Raw genomic sequence first — 16,728 nt, 5'->3', positions numbered from 1 at the left:
GGTACAGGTGTTCAGCACATTATTCCGGCGCGGTGGGGGAAGGTTCCCGGGCCTGGGCGACGATCGGCGACGGGACGCGGAGCTGAGATCGCACAGCCGCCGGCTGATGCGGGAACTCGCGCCTCCGCTGCCGCTGGGCGTCACCAAGCTGTGCGAGTTGCTGGCCGAGCAGCGCGGTACGCCGATCAGACTGCTGGAGTGGGACCTGCCGGCCGACGGACCCTTCGGGGTCCTGCTCTCCCGCCAGGACGAGGACGTCATCGTCTACCAGGCGAAGACCACCAAGGCGCATCAGGAGCACATCATCCTGCACGAGGTCGGGCACATCGTCGCCTACGACCTGTCGGGGGAGCGGCCCGAGCAGCCGCAGTTGCGCAACTGCTACTCCGACCGGGACGAGAGGGACGCGGAGATCGTCGCGTCCACGCTCATGCACCAGGCGATGGCGGCGCAGCGGCAGGCGCGGCGCCACGGGCTCGACGAGCCCTGGCGGCCCTCCGTCTACGGCAGCCTCGTCTTCGAGAACGGGCTCACGTGAACTCCGGGCCGCCGCCCGGTGCTTCGGCCGGGGCGGCCGGCCGTAGGACAAGGCGGCGGCTCCCTGGGGACCAGAAGGCCCAGGGAGCCAGAGGCCTGAGGAGCCGGAGGTCCAGGGAGCCAGAGGTCTAGGGGACCAACACCAGCTTGCCGCGGAAACCGCCGCGCTCCAGGCGCCGGTGGGCCTCGGCCGCCTCCTCGAAGGGAAGCACGGTGGCCTCCTGGCGCGGGCCGTCCCCCCGGGCCGCGGTCTCGGCCACGTCGGCCAGGTCGTCCCCGTCCAGTTCCACGCCGATGAGGGTGTACGCCACGTCGGGTCGCACGGCCGGGTCCGGGGCGCTGAACGGGGTGATGGTGAGGAAGGCGCCCCGCGGGCGCACGGCCTCGAACAGGCCGGGCGCGCCGCCGGCGTCGATGACGATGTCGTAGGCCCCGGCCTCCACCTGCGCGGGGTCGGTGAGCACCGCGCCGTCGGCCGGGCACCCGGCCCGCCGCTCCTGCCATGCGGAGTGGTCGGCGGGGCGGACGAGCAGGTCGGTGCGGGCCGACGCCTCGTCGAGCAGGCGGGCCGCGAGGTGCGCGCCGACGCCCCCCTGCGCGCCGATCAGCAGGATCCGCTTGCCTCGGCGGTCCGGGGTCCGGCGCAGCAACTGCACCGCGGTCACACCCGTGAGCGGCAGTGCGGCGGCGTCCGTGAGGGCCATGCCCTGCGGCACCCGCGCCACATACTTCGGGTCGAAGGACACGTACTCGGCCATGCTGCCCACGCCGGTGCCCAGTTGCGCGGTCATCGCCAGGACGCGGTCACCGGCGCGGAAGCCGGAGCCCGCCGGGGCGTGCGCGACGGTGCCCGCCAGGTCCCAGCCGAGCACGGCGGGCAGTGAGGTGGGGATCAGGCCCGAACGGGTCGCCAGATCCACCGGGTTGACGGCCGCGGCGGCCGTCCTGATCACCAGGTCTTCCGCGGGCTCCGGGTCGGGCACCTCCTGGACTTCCAGGACCTCAGGTCCGCCGGTCCGGGTGAGGCGGACGGCCTTCACGCGTCTCCCTCCTCAGGGGACTTCGCCTCAGGGGAGGACTTCGCGGACTTCTTCGGGTCGTCCAGCACGTCCATGATCGACAGCAGTTGCTCGCGCATGGCCGGGGTGAGCTGGCCGGCGCGCATGGCGATGGAGCGCACCTGCCGGTCGGAGAGCGCTTCGGCCCACTCGTCCTTCTCCTCCTGGACGGGGGTGGGCGGATCCTCCGAGATGAGGGCGCTCACCGACACCGGCAGCGTCATCTCCCGGGACTGGAAATACCGCACGATCGCCGAGAGCACGCTGACCGTCGGGTTGGTCTGCGAGCCGTTGCGCAACGCCGTCAGATAGCTCCGGGAGATCGTGACGTCGTGGCTCGGGTCCTGCGAGATCGCCTGGGCGACTTCGGAGGTTGTCGGTTCACGCAGCCGGCCCACGGCATCAGCCGTGGCGGCATCCGCGAACCAGGCATTCAGGCGTTCTGCCAGCGTGGCCATGCGGTCGACCTTCCAGGGGGGTTCCGGCGACTCAGGGTGGCGGCGGTGAGGCGCGGTGCGGCTCAGCCCGGCGGATGCGCGCTGCGTTTGTCCCCCCGTGCGTCGACAGCGTCGTCTCCGTGCCCATCAGCTTAGCACGAATGTTACATGCGGCGGTTCTGCTGCTACTATATTCGACACAGCGCTGCTCAAGAGGTCACTCGTGCAGTGACGTGGCATCGATTTTGGAGGGGACATGCATAGCGGCACTCAGTTCACCCAGGGGCTCCGCCTGGCCATGGACAACGGCCCGGCCTGGACGGTCGAGGCCGTACGCCAGGTGCGGTACCACGTCGTCAGCTCCGACCACCTCTTCTCGCCGGACAACACCACGCTGCTGACGGGCTGCCCGGACGCCCCGCTGCGGGCCGGAGAGCGGCGGCTCGTCGTCATCGACGAGAACGTGGACGCGCTCTACGGCGCGCGGATCCGCGCGTTCTTCGACCACCACGACATCGCGGTCACGGTGCTCGCCCTGCGCGCCGACGAGACCGTGAAGCAGTTCGACGCCGTCTCCCGGGTCGTCGACGCCATGAACGACTTCGGGATCGACCGCCGCCGCGAGCCGGTCATCGCCATCGGTGGCGGGGTGCTCACCGACATCGTCGGATTCGCGGCGAGCCTCTACCGGCGCGGAACCCCGTACATCCGCATCCCCACGACGCTGATCGGCCTCGTCGACGCGGGAGTCGGCGTCAAGACCGGCGTCAACTACGACACCGGGAAGAACCGGCTGGGTACCTACGCGGCCGCTACGGCCACCTTCCTCGACCGGTCGTTCCTGCGCAGCCTGGACCTGCGGCACATCAGCAACGGCCTGGCCGAGATCCTGAAGATGGCGCTGATCCGCTCCGAGGAACTGTTCGAACTGCTGGAGAGGTCCGGCCCCGAGGTGCGCGCGGACCGCTTCCAGGGCTCCACCGGCGAACTCGCCCGGGCCGCCGACGCGATCGTCGCCGAGTCCATCCACCTCATGCTCGAAGAGCTGCAGCCCAACCTGTGGGAGTCCGCGCTGGAGCGCTGCGTGGACTACGGGCACACCTTCAGCCCCACCATCGAGATGCACGCCCTCCCGGAGCTGCTGCACGGCGAGGCCGTCGTGATCGACATGGCGCTCACCACGGCGCTGGGTCTCCTGCGCGGCGACGTCGGCCAGGAACAGGCCGACCGGATCTTCTCCGTCATCCGCGCGCTCGGACTGCCGCTGTGGAACGACGTGCTGGACGACCCGAGCCTGCTGGAGGCGGCGCTGCGCGACACCGTGCGCCACCGCGACGGCCGGCAGCGGCTGCCGTTGCCGGTCGGCATCGGGCGCCACCGCTTCGTCAACGACGTCGAACCCGCCGAGCTGCGCGCGGCGGCACAGCTGCTGCGCCGCCGTGCCGAGGACATGGCGCAGGACGCTCCGGCCGAGGCCCTGGTGAGCGCATGAGTGCCGCCCCGGAGCGCATGCCCGAGCGTGCGGTGGTGATCGGTGGCTCGACCGGGATCGGGCGGGGCGTCGCCGACGCCTGGGCCGCCGCCGGCATCGAGACCCACGTCTTCAGCCGCAGCCGGCCCGCCGGCCAGGGCAGTGACCGGCTGGTCTGGCACCGGCTCGACTTCCGCGATCCGGAGCAGGCCAAGGAGGCGCTGCGGGCCGGCATCCCGGAGCGGACGGACCTGGCCTGCTACTCCGCCGTCTACTTCACCTCCCGGCGTGAGCCGTTCACGCAGGTGAGCGAGGCCGACTGGCTGGACCAGTTCGCGGTCAACGTGCACGGTCTGGCGTGGACGCTGCGTGCGGCGCTGCCCAAGCTGCGCGCGGCCGCCCCCGGGATGTTCCTGCACATCTCGTCCGAGGTCGTCTACAACGCCGGGCCGAACCGCTCGGGCTACGCCGCCACCAAGGCCGCCGCCGACTCCCTGATCCGCTCGGTGTCGCAGGAGACCGACCCGGCCGAGACGACGTTCGTGCAGGCCCTGCCCGCCGGCATGGTCGACAGCCCCGGCATCCGGGCCCGCCGGTCCGCGGACTTCGACTACAGCGGCTACATGTCCCCGGCCGCCTTCGCACCGCTGGCCGTCGAACTCGCCCGCACCCGCGGGGTGCCGCACGCCGGGGAAGCGCTCGTCGTGCACGAGGACACCACCTGGACGTCCGTCGCGGACGACCTCCCCGTGTCCCAGTCGCGTCCGCTCGCCGGCGCCCGGCCGTAGCCGATCACCCAGCCGTGGCCGATCACCCAGCCGTGGCCGATCACCCAGCCGTGGCCGATCACCCGGCCGTGGCCGGTCATCCGTACGTCACCGGTCCGTCCGCGGACCCATTCCCAGGAGCATTCCTTGCCTCAACTGCACGCGGCTGCACTGCTGTTCGACATGGACGGCACCCTCGTGGACTCCACCGCGCTGGTCGAGTCCACCTGGGCCGGCTTCTGCGAGCGGCACCAGCTCGACCTCGCGGAGGTGCTGACCTTCGCCCACGGGCGCCCCACCCGGGAGACCGTGTGCCGTTTCCTCCCCGACTCCGACCAGGCGGCGGCGGAGACCCGGCGCCTCGTCGCGCACGAGGAGTCGGAGACCACCGGCATCACGGAGGTCCCCGGCGCCCGGGCGCTGCTGGCCGACCTGCCGCCGGACGCCTGGGCCGTGGTCACCTCCGCGGGCCGCCGGCTGGCGGAGGTGCGAATGGCGGCGGCGGGACTCCCGCTGCCCGCGATCCTGGTGAGCGCGGACGACGTGACGCGCGGCAAGCCGGAACCCGAGGGCTATCTGCGGGCCGCCGCCGCGCTCGGCTGCCCGCCGGAGGACGCCGTCGTCGTCGAGGACTCCAGCGCCGGAGTGCGGGCCGGACTGGCCGGCTGCGGACGCACCGTGGTCATCGGCAGCCTCGACGCCTACGACGACGTGGCCCCGCGCTGGGCCGACTTCCGCGGGTTCCGGGTCGCCGACCGGCAGCCGGGCCGGGCCGGGGTGACCCTCGACGTGCCCGAGCCGGTCGCCGCGGGACCGGTGGTCCGGCGATGAGCACCGTCGCCGCCTCCCAGGACCCGATCGAGGACCATCGGACCGCCGCCGGGGCGCCGGCGACGACCTTCGCGGCGGACATCGGCGGCACCTGGGTGCGGATGAGCACCGGCGGACCGGGCGCGCCGGTGGAACGGGTGCCCTCACCCAGCCGCCTGCGCCACCCGGACCGCTCCACCGCCCGGCTGCGGGCCGACATGGTCGAGCTGCTCAGCGACCGGGTCCCCACGGGCGCCCGCGCCGCCCTCTCCTTCGGCGCGGCGATCGACCATCTCACCGGCACCGTCTACGGATCGGCTCCGCTGTGGGGAGCCGCGGACACCCCGTACGACCTCGCCGCCGACCTGCGGCGGAGCCGGCCCGACGTCACCTGGCACCTCGTCAACGACGTCACCGCGGCACTGCTGGACTTCGCCGCCGTGCACGCCCGGCCCGGCACCCGCCGGGTCGCCTATCTGACCGTCAGCAGCGGCATCGCCCTGCGGATCGCGGATCTGGAGCGGACCAGGATCCCGGTCGACACCTGGGGACTGCAGGGCGAGGTCGGCCACCTGCCGGTCCCGCTCACCGACCCCGGCGCGGAGGTGCTGGCGGGACTGCCCTGTGAGTGCGGCGCGACGGACCACCTGGCCTCGCTCGCCTCCGGGCCGGGCCTCGTCCGCGCGGCCCGGCGGCTCGGGATACCCCGGGCCCCGCAGGTCGCCGACTGGCTCCCGGGCGCTCTCGACGCCAACGACCCCGGCGCGAGGCGGCTGCTGGAGCTGTGCGCCGCCCCGGTCGCCCACCTGCTGCGCACCCTGTGGTGCCTCGACCCGCACCTCGACCTGATCGGGATCGGCGGGGGCGTGGCCGAAGGGCTGGCCGGCCACTACGCGGCCGAGATCCGCCGCCGCCTCGCCACCGCCACCTCCTACGCCGACCGGGGGCGCGACGACGCCTGGCTCGGCGACCGGCTCGTGTTCTGCGGCCCGGGGCAGGTGGACCCGCTGAGCGGGGTCCTGCGCATCGGCGACTGGCTCCCGGGGGTCACCCCGTGAGCGCCGCGACCCACCGGGCCCTGGTCCGCCGGCCCGCCGACAGCTCCGGCCGTACTCTGGTCGAGGTGGCCGAGGTGCCCACCCCGCGGCTCGACCCCGGCGACGTCCTGCTCGCGCCGGCGGTCGTGGGCGTCTGCGGCACCGACTGGCAGATCCTGCGCGGCCTGCGCGACGACCCCAGCCCCGTCCTCGGCCACGAAGGCGTCGCCCACGTGGTCGAACCCGGGGACTCCGGGCTGCCGGCGGGCACGCCGGTCACCGTGAACCCCACGCATCCGGAGGACCCGTCCTTCCTGCTCGGCCACAACCTTCCCGGGCTCTGGGCGGAGCGCACCCGCATCCCCGCCGCGGCCGTACGCGCCGGACTGGTCGTCCCGGTGCCCGCCGACGCCGCCCAGCCAGGGGTGGCCGCGCTCGCGGAACCGCTCGCCGCCGCCCGGTACGGCGCGCGGATCGTGTGCCACACGCTGCGCCCGGCGGCGCTGGTCGTGTGGGGCGACGGCATCGTGGGGCGCCTCGCGCGCGAGTTGTGGCGCACGGAGGAGCCCGGGCCGCGCACCCTTCTCGTGGGGCACGGCGACGACGCCGTCGACCCGCACGACGCCGACCTCCCCCGGCTGCTGGCCGGTCTGCCCTCACCGGTCGCCGCCGTCATCTGCACACCCCGCACCGGAACACGCGAGGCGCTGACCACCCTGGACCGGTACGTGCCGGGCACGCTCCTGGTCGACGTGCACGCCGGGCTGCCCTCGGGCCCGGTCCCGCTGACCGCGGGCGACATCGACGTCGCCGCGCTCCGTACGGCGAACTGCGGCGGAACCCCCTGGCCCCCGCGGGTCGAGGAGTTCGCCCGTCCGCACGGCAGGCTCCTGCTCTGCGGCCACCGCGGCGTCTCCGGCGACCAACTGCGGGACGCCGTCGAGCTGCTGCGGACCACCCCGCGGCTCGGGGAGCAGGTGCTCACCCACGAGGTCGGACTGGAGGAGGCCGCCGACCTCGTCAACACCGTGCTGACCACGTCCAGGCGCCGCGCCGACGGCCGCCGCGTGCTCAAGACCGCGATCCGTGTCGGGAGCCGGCCATGACCGCACCGGCCACCACAGCCCTGCCCCCGGCCCGCCCGGCTCCGGCCGCGCTCGCCGTCGCCGCGCCGCAGTGGCGGATCGACACCGACCGCCGGGCGGCCGCCCGCGCCGCCCTCGCGGCAGGGGCCGATCAGCTGCACCTCGACTACGGCGGTGCCCACCGCGGCCCGCCGCTGAGCGACTCCGACGCCCTGCGAGCGGCCGAGGCGGTCACCGGGGAGCTCCCGGTACCCGTGCTCGCCGTCAACCACCTCAACGACATCGGCCTGGCGCACGAGCAGGGCACCGCCGACCCGGCGGCCGTGGAACTGCTGCTGCGGGCCCTGGACTGCGCCCTGCACCTGGGCGCCGCCGTGCTCCACGTGCCCGGGTTCCGGCGAAGCCTGCCGAACACCGACGGACTGCGTGCCGGAACGGCCGAGGCGCTGCGCGGCCTGTGCGCGCGGCTCGCCGGGACGCACCTGCTGGTCGCCTACGAGTCGCCGCTCGGCCCGCACGACTCCCTCGCACTGGCCCGGGCGGTGGACCACCCGGCCCTGCGGCTGGTCCTGGACACCGGCAACCTGGCCGACGCGGGACTGCGGCCGCTCGCCTTCGCCGAACAGGTCGGGGCCACCGGGCTCCTGCTGCCGGACCTGCACGTCAAGGACGGCTCCCGTACGACGGCCCCCTCCGCCGACGACCTCCCGGCCCTGCTCCGGCGCTCCCGCGCCCGCTCGGTGCTCGTGGAGAACGACTACCGGAAGACCCCGGGCCGCCTGCGCGAGGACATCGCGCTCTGCCGCCGCGCGGCCGAAGACCCCCGCCACCCCGAGGACGCACCATGAGAACCATCCAGCTCACCGCCCCCCGCACGCTGACCGTCACCGAGACCGCACCGCCCGAACCCGGCCCCGGCGAGGTCCTCGTCCGGGTGAGCCTGCTCGGCCTGTGCGGCACCGACCTCGGCTTCTTCGACGGCAGCAGCAACTACCTGCGCGACGGCCTGAAGAGCTACCCCTTCGTCCCGGGCCACGAGTGGATCGGCACCGTCGTCGGGACCGGTCCCGGCACCGACCCGGACCTGCTGGGCCGGCGCGTGTCGGGCCACAACTTCCGCGTCTGCGGCCGGTGCGCGCACTGCCACGCCGGGCGCATCCGCTCCTGCCCGGACCGCAGCGAGATCGGCGTGCTCGGGCCCCGCCCGGGCGCCGGCGCGCAGCTGATCACCGCGCCGCAGGACACCCTCACCCGGATCCCCGACGCCCTGTCCGACGCGGCCGGTGCCCTGCTGGAGCCGACCGCCGCCGCGGTGCACGCCGTGGACCGGCTCGGCGTGACGGCGTCGGACCGCGTCGCGGTGCTCGGCGCGGGGACGCTCGGTGTCGCGGCGGCCCAGACGGCCCGGGCGATCGGCGCGGACACGGTCGTCCTCGATCCGAACCCGGCCGCCCGCGCGCTGGCCGCCGAGCTGGGCCTGCGCGCCGTGGCAGGCCCGGCCGCGGCGGACGAGGAGGCCTACGACGCCGTGATCGAGGCGTCGGGCAGCGAGGCGGCGGTCCGCTCCGCCGTCCGCCTGGTCGCCGCGGGCGGGCGCATCGCCCAACTGGGCACCCCGCACCACGCCGTGGACGGCTTCGACGCGGCCGGTCTGGTGATCCGGGACGTGACGCTGCACGGCGTGCTGTCCGGGATCGGCTACTGGGACCGGCTCGTCGGACTCGTCGAGTCGGGCGCGGTGAACCTGGACGCCCTCGTCGACCGGGTCTTTCCGCTGGACGAACTGGACGCCGCCTTCGCCCGCCTCGCCGACGGCAGCCGGAACCGTCCCAAGGTCCTCGTCCGGATCGACCCGGCGCTCGCGGAACCCGGCCCGGCATGAGCGGCACCGCAGTGGCCCGGGAACGGATCGACGCGCCGACCGCCGCGCGGCTGGCCGTCCTGGCGAGCGCCACCTTCGTCTACGTCACCTTCGAGGTCTTCCCGGTCGGGCTCATCCAGGACATCGCCCGCGACCTCGATGTCTCGGCCGGCCGGGTGGGCCTGCTGATCAGCGGCTACGCCGTGGTCGCCGCCGTCGTCACGGTGCCGACGGTCGCGCTGGCCTCCCGCGTCTCCCGGGGCACCGCCCTGGTGGTCTCCCTCCTCGTCCTCGTCGTCGCCGAACTGCTCGCGGCGGCCGCGACCAGCTTCTCGATGATGGTGGTCAGCCGGGTCGCCGCGGCCCTGACGCACGGCGTGCTGTGGTCGCTGATCGCCCCGGCCGCGGCCACGCTGGTGCCGCGCGAGCGGGTGGGCACCGCCACCGCGGCGGTGTTCGGCGGCTCCACGCTCGCCGCGATCCTCGGCAGCCCGGGGACCACGTTCATCGGCGAGCTGATCGGCTGGCGCGCCACGGCCCTGGTCCTCGCGGCGGCCACCGTCGCCGTGACGCTCGGGCTGGTCTGGGCTCTCGGGCTGCGAAGCGACCCCCGGCCGCCGGTGGCCGGGGAACCGCAGGGGCCGGCCGTCCCGGAGCCCGGCCGGCCGGCGGTGCCCTGGCCGCGCGTGCTGACCCTGTGCGCCGTCGCGGTCGTGCTCATCACCGCGCACTTCCTGAGCTACACCTACTTCGCCGTCCTCGTCGCCGACCTCACCGGCACCTCCGCCGCGGTGGTCGTACTGCTCGCGGTCTTCGGGGCCGCGGGGGCGGTGGGCACCTTCCTGGTGGGCCGGCACAACGACACGGCCCCGCAGCGGACGGCGGCCGTGACCATCGCGGTGTTCGCGGTGGGCATCGGACTGCTGGCGCTCGCCTCGGCCCTGGGCGGCACCACGACGCGCGGCGCGGCGGCCGCGGTCGCCGTCGCCCTGTGGGGCGGCGCGTTCGCCGCGGCCGGGCCCGTCTTCCAGACGGGCGTGATGCGCCTGGCCGGCGAGGACGCCGACCGGGCCTCCTCGGTCTACGTCACCGGCTTCCAGATCGGGATCGCCGGCGGTTCGGCCCTGGGCGCCGCCTTGCTGGCCCACTCGTCGTTGTGGCTGCCGGTCACCTCCACCGCGCTCGTGGCGCTGGTGCTGGCGGTGGTCCTGGTACGACGGCCCGTGCCCGCGGCGCAGGAACCCTGGGATCGGCACCCGGAACTGTGCTTACAGGAGCGCTGAAGCGCCTCAGGAAGGCGCGTTGCTAATATAGTGGCAGCCATGCTTTTATAGAACGCATGCTGGCGCGACCGAGGCGGCCCGACGGCGCCCCTGGCCCCGCCACTCCACCCGAGAAAGGCAATGAGATGCCCCGCACCACCGTCGACAGCACGACCGTCCACTACCGCACCGAGGGGCAGGGCCCCGGTCTGCTCCTGGTGCACGGCACCGGCGCCACCGGCGAGACCAACTACGGTCACCTGGTCAAGGAGTTCGCCGACCGGCACACCGTGATCCTTCCCGACTACGCGGGCAGCGGTGACACCGTCGACGACGGCAGCCCGCTGACGCTCGAGCAGCTCGCCGACCAGGTCCTCGGGGCCGCCGACGAGGCGACCGACGAGCCCGTCGACGTCGTGGGCTTCTCGCTCGGCGCGCTCGTCGCCGTCATGGCCGCGGCCCGGCGCCCCGAGCGGGTCCGCCGGCTCGTGCTGGTGGCCGGCTGGGCCCGCAACGACGACCTGCGCAAGCGTCTCGGGTTCACGCTCTGGCGCCGGCTGGCCGACCTCGACCCGGAGCTGTACTCGCACTACATCAGTCTGCTGCTGTTCACCCCGGGCTTCCTGGCGGACCTCGACGCGGAGACGTTCGACGCGGCCGTGGGCGGTGCCGAGGTCAACGAGGGCACGCTGCGGCAGATCGAGCTCGGCCTGGACGCCGACATCCGGGAACTGCTGCCCGCGATCGGCGTCCCCACCCTGGTCGTCGGCTGCCGCCACGACCAGCTCGTCCCCGTCGACCATTCCCGGGAACTGCACGAGGCGATCCCCCGCAGCACCTACCTGGAGATCGAGAGCGGCCACCTGGTGCCGGCCGAGGCCCCGGACGAACTCGTCGACGCCATCCGGAACTTCCTCGCCTGACACCGGCGGCGCGGACCCCGGGGCGGGTGGCCCGGCAGCGGCACCCACGGCCCGCCACCCCCGAAAGCCCCACCGGCCCGCCCGCGTCCCACTGCGGCGAACCCACCCGGGCCGCGACCTCCCCGGCCCGCCCGCGTCCTGCTGCGGCGGACTCACCCGGGCCGCGACCTCCCCGGCCCGTCCGCATCCCGCTGCGGCGGACCCACTCGGGCCGCAACCACCCCGGCCCTCGCCCGCACCCGGGCCGCGACCACCCCGGCCCGCCCGCGCACCGCTGCGGCGGACCCCCTTAGGCCGTGACCGCCCCGGCCCTCGCCCGCATCCGACCGCGGCGGACCCACCCGGGCCGCGACCACCCCGGCGCCCGCCCGCACCCCACCGCGGCGAACCCACCCGGGCCGCAACCACCCCGGTACGGCCCGGGCCGCGCCACCGTGCTCCGCCCGCCGCGTCCATCCGAGCTGAAGGAACAACGCCCGCCCATGGCCACGCCCCAGATCACCCCGCCCGAACTCACACCGCCGGCGGACACGGCCCCCGGCGCCGCAACACCCGCCGACACGCTCCCGGCCGGCGCCGACGCGCCGAGCACCGGCGTCCCCACCGGCACCGACGCACCGAGCGCCGACACTCCGAGGGTCGGCGGTCCGGCCGTCCGGCTGCCCTCTCTGACGGGTATGCGGTTCCCGGCGGCGCTGCTCGTCTTCCTGTTCCACGTCTCCCTGCCGGCCCACTGGCTCATGGCCGGCGACGCCAACACCACCCTCTTCGCCCGCCTCACCGAGCAGGCCGGTGGCGTCGGCGTCACCTTCTTCTTCGTCCTCAGCGGCTTCGTCCTCGCCTGGTCCGCCCGCGAGGGCGACCCGCGGACGTCGTTCTGGCGCCGCCGGTACGTCAAGATCGTGCCCAACTACGTCGTCGCCTGGGCGCTCGCGATGCTGCTGATCGCGTCCGGCACCGCCTGGTGGCGGTCGGCGGCCACCTTCTTCATGCTCCAGTCCTGGGTCCCGGACTACACGACCAACTTCGCCGTGAACTCCCCGGGCTGGTCGCTGTCCACCGAGGTCTTCTTCTACCTGTGCTTCCCGCTGCTGCACGCCGGGGTCCGGCGGATCGCCCCGCGGCGGCTGAAGTTCTGGATCGCGGGCGTCATCGCCGGGGTGTTCGCCACCCCCTGGCTGGCCACCACCTTCATTCCGGCGGGCGACGTCTACATGTCGAACGAGCCCGGCGTCTCCGGACTGCACCTCTGGTTCGCCTACGTCTTCCCGCCGTCCCGGCTGCTCGACTTCCTGCTCGGCATTCTGGTCGCCCGGGCCGTCATGCTGGGCCGCTGGCGCAACATCGGCCTCGTCTGGTCCGGCCTGCTGACGGTGGCCGGCTACGTGGTCGCCGAACTCCCCGGCGTGCCCTACCTCCTCGCCCAGCGCGCGGTCTGCCTCGTGCCGTGCGTGCTGCTGATCGCGGCCGGAGCGCTGGCCGACGCGTCGGGCCGGCCGACCCCGTTCGCGAACCGTGCGATGACCTGGCTCGGCGAAGTCTCCTTCGCCTTCTACCTGCTGCACTTCATCGTGCTCTCCGAGGCGCGGGAACTGCTCGGCGCCCGGCTGGAGTCCGGCTGGGCCGTGGCCGCGTTCGTCGTCGCCGAATGCGCCGTCTCGGTCCTGCTGTCCTGGGCGATGTACGCCTGGGTGGAGAAGCCGCTGGTCCGCCGCTGGTCCCGCTCGCGGGCCAAGGCCCCCGCCGCCGTGGCCGCCTGACCCGGCGACCACCCGATGCCGTGACCCCGCCCCCCGCGCCCGCCGCCCGGGCGCGGTGACCGACACCCAGCACGATTCGAAGGTGCCCCCATGCCGTTCCGACTCGCCGCGCTGATCCTCGCGATCTTCTGCGTCGGCACCGCGGAGCTCTCGCCCAGCGGGATGCTGGACGACCTCTCCACCGACCTCAGCGTGAGCCTGGCCTCGGCCGGCCTGCTGGTGACCGCGTACGCGTTGACGATGGTGGTCGGTGGCCCGCTGGTCACCGCGCTCACCACCCGCGTCCCCCGCAAGCTGTTGCTGGTGGGCCTGCTGACCGCCTTCGTCCTGGGCAACGTCGTCTGCGCCCTGGCGTCGGGTTTCGGCATGCTGATGGCGGGCCGGGTGCTGACCGCGGTCGTGCACGGCACCTTCATGGCGGTGTGCGTCGTGACCGCCGGCGACATGGCCGGCGAGGGCAAGGGAGGCGCCGCCGTCGCGGCCACTCAGCTCGGGATCAACCTCGCCACCGTGCTCGGTGTCCCCATGGGCTCCTTCCTCGCCCAGCACTACGACTGGCGGGCCCCGTTCGCCCTCGTCGCGGCGCTGGCCGCGGTGGCCATCGTCCTGATCCTCGCCTGGGTCCCCGGCACTCCCGCCCCGACGGTCACGGCGGCCCATGAGGCGCGGGTGTTCCGCCGCCCGGCCGTCTGGGGCACCGTGGGCGCCACGGTCCTGTGCTCCGGCGGCATGTTCACCCTGATCACCTACATGGTGCCGCTGCTGACCGGCGTCGGCCACCTGTCGCGGCACTGGGTCCCGGCCGTGCTCCTTGCCTACGGGGTGGGCTCCATCGTGGGCAATCTGCTCGGCGGGCGGTACGCGGACCGCGGAGTCGACCGAGCGGTGGGGCGGATCTCCTGGATCCTGGTGGCCGCCTGCCTGCTCTGCTGGCTCCTCGCGCCCCACGCGGCGGGCGGTGCCCTCGCCCTCGTGCTGTTCTCGCTCGCCACCTTCGCCCTGATCCCCGGCCTCCAGACCAAGGTGCTCGCCGAGGCGGCCGACGCGCCGACGCTGTCGCTGACCGCCAACATGTCCGCCTTCGGGCTGGGTGCCGCACTCGGATCGTGGATTGGTGGTCTCCTCACCGACTCCGGCCTCGGCACCCGTGCCGTGCCCCTCGGGGCCGCCGCGCTCACCGCCTCGGGCGCGCTGCTCGTGCTCGCCCTGCGCCGCGCGGCCCACCGTGCCCCGGCCGTCCTTCCCGCGAACGACCGCCCGCTCGCCGTCCGCACCGCCGAGAAATGAGTTGCCGTGACCGCACCACTCCATGTCCCGCCCGGCCCCCGTCCCGGCCGTGCCCCCCTTGAGGACCCGGTCAGACGCCCGGCACCCCTGCCGTCGCTGACGGGCCTGCGCTTCATCGCGGCCGCCCTGGTCTTCTTCTTCCACTCCTCCTTCTTCGAGCCGCTGACGAACCCCTTCGCGGACCGCGGCCTGGCCGAGGGATTCCAGTGGCTGTTCAGCAAGGCGGGCTGGATGGGGGTCTCCTTCTTCTTCGTGCTGAGCGGCTTCGTCCTGACCTGGTCGAGCCGACGGGACGACACGGTCACCGGGTTCTGGCGCCGCCGGCTCCTCAAGATCTTCCCCAACCACATCGCCATGTGGGCCCTGGCGATGCTGCTCTTCGCCGGGGCGGCGACCCCGCTCACCGCGTGGCTGCCGAACCTGTTCCTGGTCCACTCCTGGTTCCCGCAGCACGACATCTACATCAGCGTCAACGCACCGAGCTGGTCGCTCTGCAGCGAGCTGCTGTTCTACCTGCTCTTCCCCTTCCTCATCGGGCCGGTGCGGCGCATCCGGACGGAGCGGCTGTGGGGGTGGGCCGGTGCCATGGTGGCCGGCATGGTCGCCCTGGAGTTCGCCGTCGACCTGCTGGTGCCGGCCCAGCCGCGCACCCCCGAGGGATTCCCCATCTCCTCGCTCCAGTTCTGGCTCGGCTACAACTTCCCCCCGGGCCGCCTCTTCGAGTTCGTCCTCGGCATGCTGCTGGCCCGGCTGGTGCTGGCGGGCCGGTTCCCGCGCGTTCCCCTCGCCGGCGCGCTCGCGCTGACCGTGGGCGGCTACGCGCTGGCGCTGAACGTGCCGTTCCTGTACGGGTTCACCGTGGCCACCATCGTCCCGGTCGGTGTGCTGGTGTGCGCGGTGGCCACGGCCGACATGCGCGGCGAGCGCACCCTGCTGAGCGGCCGCGTGATGCGGTGGCTGGGGGAGGTGTCCTTCGGCTTCTACCTCGCCCAGTACGTCGTCCTCTACTACGGCCGCACCTACGTGCTGCACGACCGGACCTACGGGCTGGTCGGCGGCGTGCTCGAACTGCTCGTCCTGCTGCTCGTCACGCTGGCGCTGGGCTGGCTGCTGATGGTGTGCGTCGAACGTCCCGTCATGCGCCGCTGGGCCCGGCCCCGCGGCAGGCGCCGGCCCCTGGAGCCGAACGCAGTTCCCGCAGACCCCGGGAGAGCGACATGAGGCCGGCCAGGTCGCTCTCGTAGTCGGCGTCGTGGCCGGCCCCCGGCGCCACGAAGGCCGGTGTCGCCGGCGCCGCGGTACCGGCCCGGTCCGCCTCACCGCGCAGTCGCAGGGCCCGGTCCACCAGCCGCACGAGTTCCGGCCCGGCGTTCTCCCCGGCCGCCCCGTGCGACTCCGCCTCCTCCTCGGAGGCGAGGTGCAGATAGGGGCTGAGCCGGGTGAGTCCGTCCCGGCACTCCACGTATCTGCGGTACACGGCCGAGGTGTAGTCCAGCGGCGGTAGCCACCGGCGGCCCCGGGGCTGGTCCAGGACCAGCTCGGGATAGAAGGCGACGAGCCGCTGCCACAGCTCGGCCAGCTCGCGGAACCGGCTCCGGTGGACGGCGCGCTCCCGCAGGAACTGGGCGGCGCTCGCGAAGCACGGGATGCTCAGCCCGGCGCACACCGCGATGGTGGCCACCTGGCCGAGGAGGAAGACGTTGGTATAGGTGAAGTGGTGCCCGTACCCGCGGCAGGGACGGCAGTTGACCCACAGGATCCGCAGGATGCAGCTGAGGGAGAGCGCGAGCAGGCCGACGGAGACGATGCTCAGGGACACCTGCCGCATCAGCCGGCCGCGCCGGGCGTGCCACGCGGCGAGCACCCCGCACGCGGCGTACCCGAGGACCAGATAGACACCGCCGATGTCGTAGAAGGCGCGCACCCGCCAGTCGTCCAGATACGGCAGCGTGAAGGTGTGGTCGCGCAGGCGCGGCGGCATCAGCGCGGTCACGACGACCATCGCCGTGAAGCAGGACAGGCACATCACCACCTCCGGCCTCGTCCACAGCGTCCGGCGCTGCAGCGGACGCTCGCGCAGGAAGCCGACCATGAGGCACAGCCCGGCGAAGAACGCCAGGTTGTACGCGAGCTTCGTGGCCCCGGTGAAGAGCAGGCCGTCCAGGAGTGCCGTGTCCCACAGCTGGCTCAGCACGTTCCCGGTGCCCAGCAGGAGGAGCGACAGGCACAGGTGCAGCCGCAGGGGGGCCCGGAAGCGCTGCCGGATCAGCGGCGGAAGCGTCCACGCCGTGCCCCCGAGCAGCGTGACGACCGCCAGCACGTTCACGAACTTCACATCAGCCAGCCACCAACGCACGGTCACGGTACGGCGACCGGAACATCACGGTGGGTGACGACGTCGAAGCGCCTCACTGATCCGAACACGCGTCCCCC

16 protein-coding genes are annotated in these 16,728 nt (G+C 73.8%); 13 read left to right on the top strand and 3 right to left on the bottom strand.

What is annotated here, in order from left to right:
* Window positions 1–106 precede the first annotated feature (106 nt).
* Window positions 107–538: a hypothetical protein gene (locus ACSUPV_RS14865; protein WP_436947643.1), complete on the top strand. Its 432-nt coding sequence runs from the start codon at window positions 107–109 to the stop codon at window positions 536–538.
* Window positions 539–665: 127 nt separating this feature from the next.
* On the opposite strand, the gene ACSUPV_RS14860 is transcribed toward ACSUPV_RS14865, so the two are convergent.
* Complete coding sequence (locus tag ACSUPV_RS14860; RefSeq protein ID WP_037757586.1) at window positions 666–1,577, bottom strand: NADP-dependent oxidoreductase; 912 nt, start codon at window positions 1,575–1,577, stop codon at window positions 666–668.
* A complete protein-coding gene (locus tag ACSUPV_RS14855; RefSeq protein WP_051648270.1) occupies window positions 1,574–2,053 on the bottom strand; it encodes a hypothetical protein in 480 nt (159 codons plus the stop codon). The genes ACSUPV_RS14860 and ACSUPV_RS14855 overlap by 4 nt, the downstream gene beginning before the upstream one ends.
* A 235-nt stretch (window positions 2,054–2,288) precedes the next feature.
* Between ACSUPV_RS14855 and ACSUPV_RS14850 the strand changes: the two genes are divergently transcribed.
* The 12 genes from ACSUPV_RS14850 (at window position 2,289) to ACSUPV_RS14795 (ending at window position 15,516) form a co-directional block, all read left to right on the top strand.
* On the top strand, window positions 2,289–3,524 hold the full coding sequence (locus ACSUPV_RS14850; protein ID WP_436947642.1) for a sedoheptulose 7-phosphate cyclase: 1,236 nt from the start codon (window positions 2,289–2,291) through the stop codon (window positions 3,522–3,524).
* Complete coding sequence (locus ACSUPV_RS14845) at window positions 3,521–4,291, top strand: SDR family NAD(P)-dependent oxidoreductase (protein WP_359787641.1); 771 nt, start codon at window positions 3,521–3,523, stop codon at window positions 4,289–4,291. Before ACSUPV_RS14850 ends, ACSUPV_RS14845 begins: the two co-directional genes overlap by 4 nt.
* A 126-nt stretch (window positions 4,292–4,417) precedes the next feature.
* A complete protein-coding gene (locus ACSUPV_RS14840) occupies window positions 4,418–5,101 on the top strand; it encodes an HAD-IA family hydrolase (RefSeq protein WP_436947641.1) in 684 nt (227 codons plus the stop codon).
* Window positions 5,098–6,138: an ROK family protein gene (locus ACSUPV_RS14835; protein ID WP_382612788.1), complete on the top strand. Its 1,041-nt coding sequence runs from the start codon at window positions 5,098–5,100 to the stop codon at window positions 6,136–6,138. The genes ACSUPV_RS14840 and ACSUPV_RS14835 overlap by 4 nt, the downstream gene beginning before the upstream one ends.
* Window positions 6,135–7,223: an alcohol dehydrogenase catalytic domain-containing protein gene (locus tag ACSUPV_RS14830; protein WP_037757591.1), complete on the top strand. Its 1,089-nt coding sequence runs from the start codon at window positions 6,135–6,137 to the stop codon at window positions 7,221–7,223. Before ACSUPV_RS14835 ends, ACSUPV_RS14830 begins: the two co-directional genes overlap by 4 nt.
* Window positions 7,220–8,050, top strand: a complete 831-nt coding sequence (locus ACSUPV_RS14825) for a sugar phosphate isomerase/epimerase family protein (RefSeq protein WP_382612784.1) — start codon at window positions 7,220–7,222, stop codon at window positions 8,048–8,050. Before ACSUPV_RS14830 ends, ACSUPV_RS14825 begins: the two co-directional genes overlap by 4 nt.
* The gene (locus ACSUPV_RS14820) at window positions 8,047–9,084 is read left to right on the top strand and encodes a zinc-dependent alcohol dehydrogenase (RefSeq protein WP_382612781.1); all 1,038 of its coding nucleotides are present in this window, start codon (window positions 8,047–8,049) and stop codon (window positions 9,082–9,084) included. The genes ACSUPV_RS14825 and ACSUPV_RS14820 overlap by 4 nt, the downstream gene beginning before the upstream one ends.
* A complete protein-coding gene (locus ACSUPV_RS14815; protein ID WP_359787632.1) occupies window positions 9,081–10,346 on the top strand; it encodes an MFS transporter in 1,266 nt (421 codons plus the stop codon). Before ACSUPV_RS14820 ends, ACSUPV_RS14815 begins: the two co-directional genes overlap by 4 nt.
* Before the next feature lie 125 nt (window positions 10,347–10,471).
* The gene (locus ACSUPV_RS14810) at window positions 10,472–11,248 is read left to right on the top strand and encodes an alpha/beta fold hydrolase (RefSeq protein ID WP_037757597.1); all 777 of its coding nucleotides are present in this window, start codon (window positions 10,472–10,474) and stop codon (window positions 11,246–11,248) included.
* A 482-nt stretch (window positions 11,249–11,730) separates the two neighbouring features.
* Window positions 11,731–13,008 carry an acyltransferase family protein gene (locus tag ACSUPV_RS14805; protein WP_359787630.1) on the top strand — a complete coding sequence of 426 codons (1,278 nt, stop codon included), beginning with the start codon at window positions 11,731–11,733 and terminating at the stop codon, window positions 13,006–13,008.
* A 90-nt stretch (window positions 13,009–13,098) separates the two neighbouring features.
* The gene (locus tag ACSUPV_RS14800) at window positions 13,099–14,295 is read left to right on the top strand and encodes an MFS transporter (protein ID WP_436947640.1); all 1,197 of its coding nucleotides are present in this window, start codon (window positions 13,099–13,101) and stop codon (window positions 14,293–14,295) included.
* A gap of 6 nt (window positions 14,296–14,301) precedes the next feature.
* Window positions 14,302–15,516 carry an acyltransferase family protein gene (locus ACSUPV_RS14795; RefSeq protein WP_063740740.1) on the top strand — a complete coding sequence of 405 codons (1,215 nt, stop codon included), beginning with the start codon at window positions 14,302–14,304 and terminating at the stop codon, window positions 15,514–15,516.
* On the opposite strand, the gene ACSUPV_RS14790 is transcribed toward ACSUPV_RS14795, so the two are convergent.
* Window positions 15,431–16,657 (bottom strand): MAB_1171c family putative transporter, encoded by a 1,227-nt coding sequence (locus ACSUPV_RS14790; protein ID WP_382612768.1) that lies wholly within the window; start codon window positions 16,655–16,657, stop codon window positions 15,431–15,433. The two genes, ACSUPV_RS14795 and ACSUPV_RS14790, sit on opposite strands and share 86 nt — an antisense overlap.
* Window positions 16,658–16,728 lie beyond the last annotated feature (71 nt).

Source organism: Streptomyces sp. SudanB52_2052, from assembly GCF_964272415.1.
Lineage (GTDB): Bacteria > Actinomycetota > Actinomycetes > Streptomycetales > Streptomycetaceae > Streptomyces > Streptomyces olindensis.
Note: the sequence above shows the minus strand (reverse complement) of the source record. Positions and strands in the feature narration are given on the sequence as shown.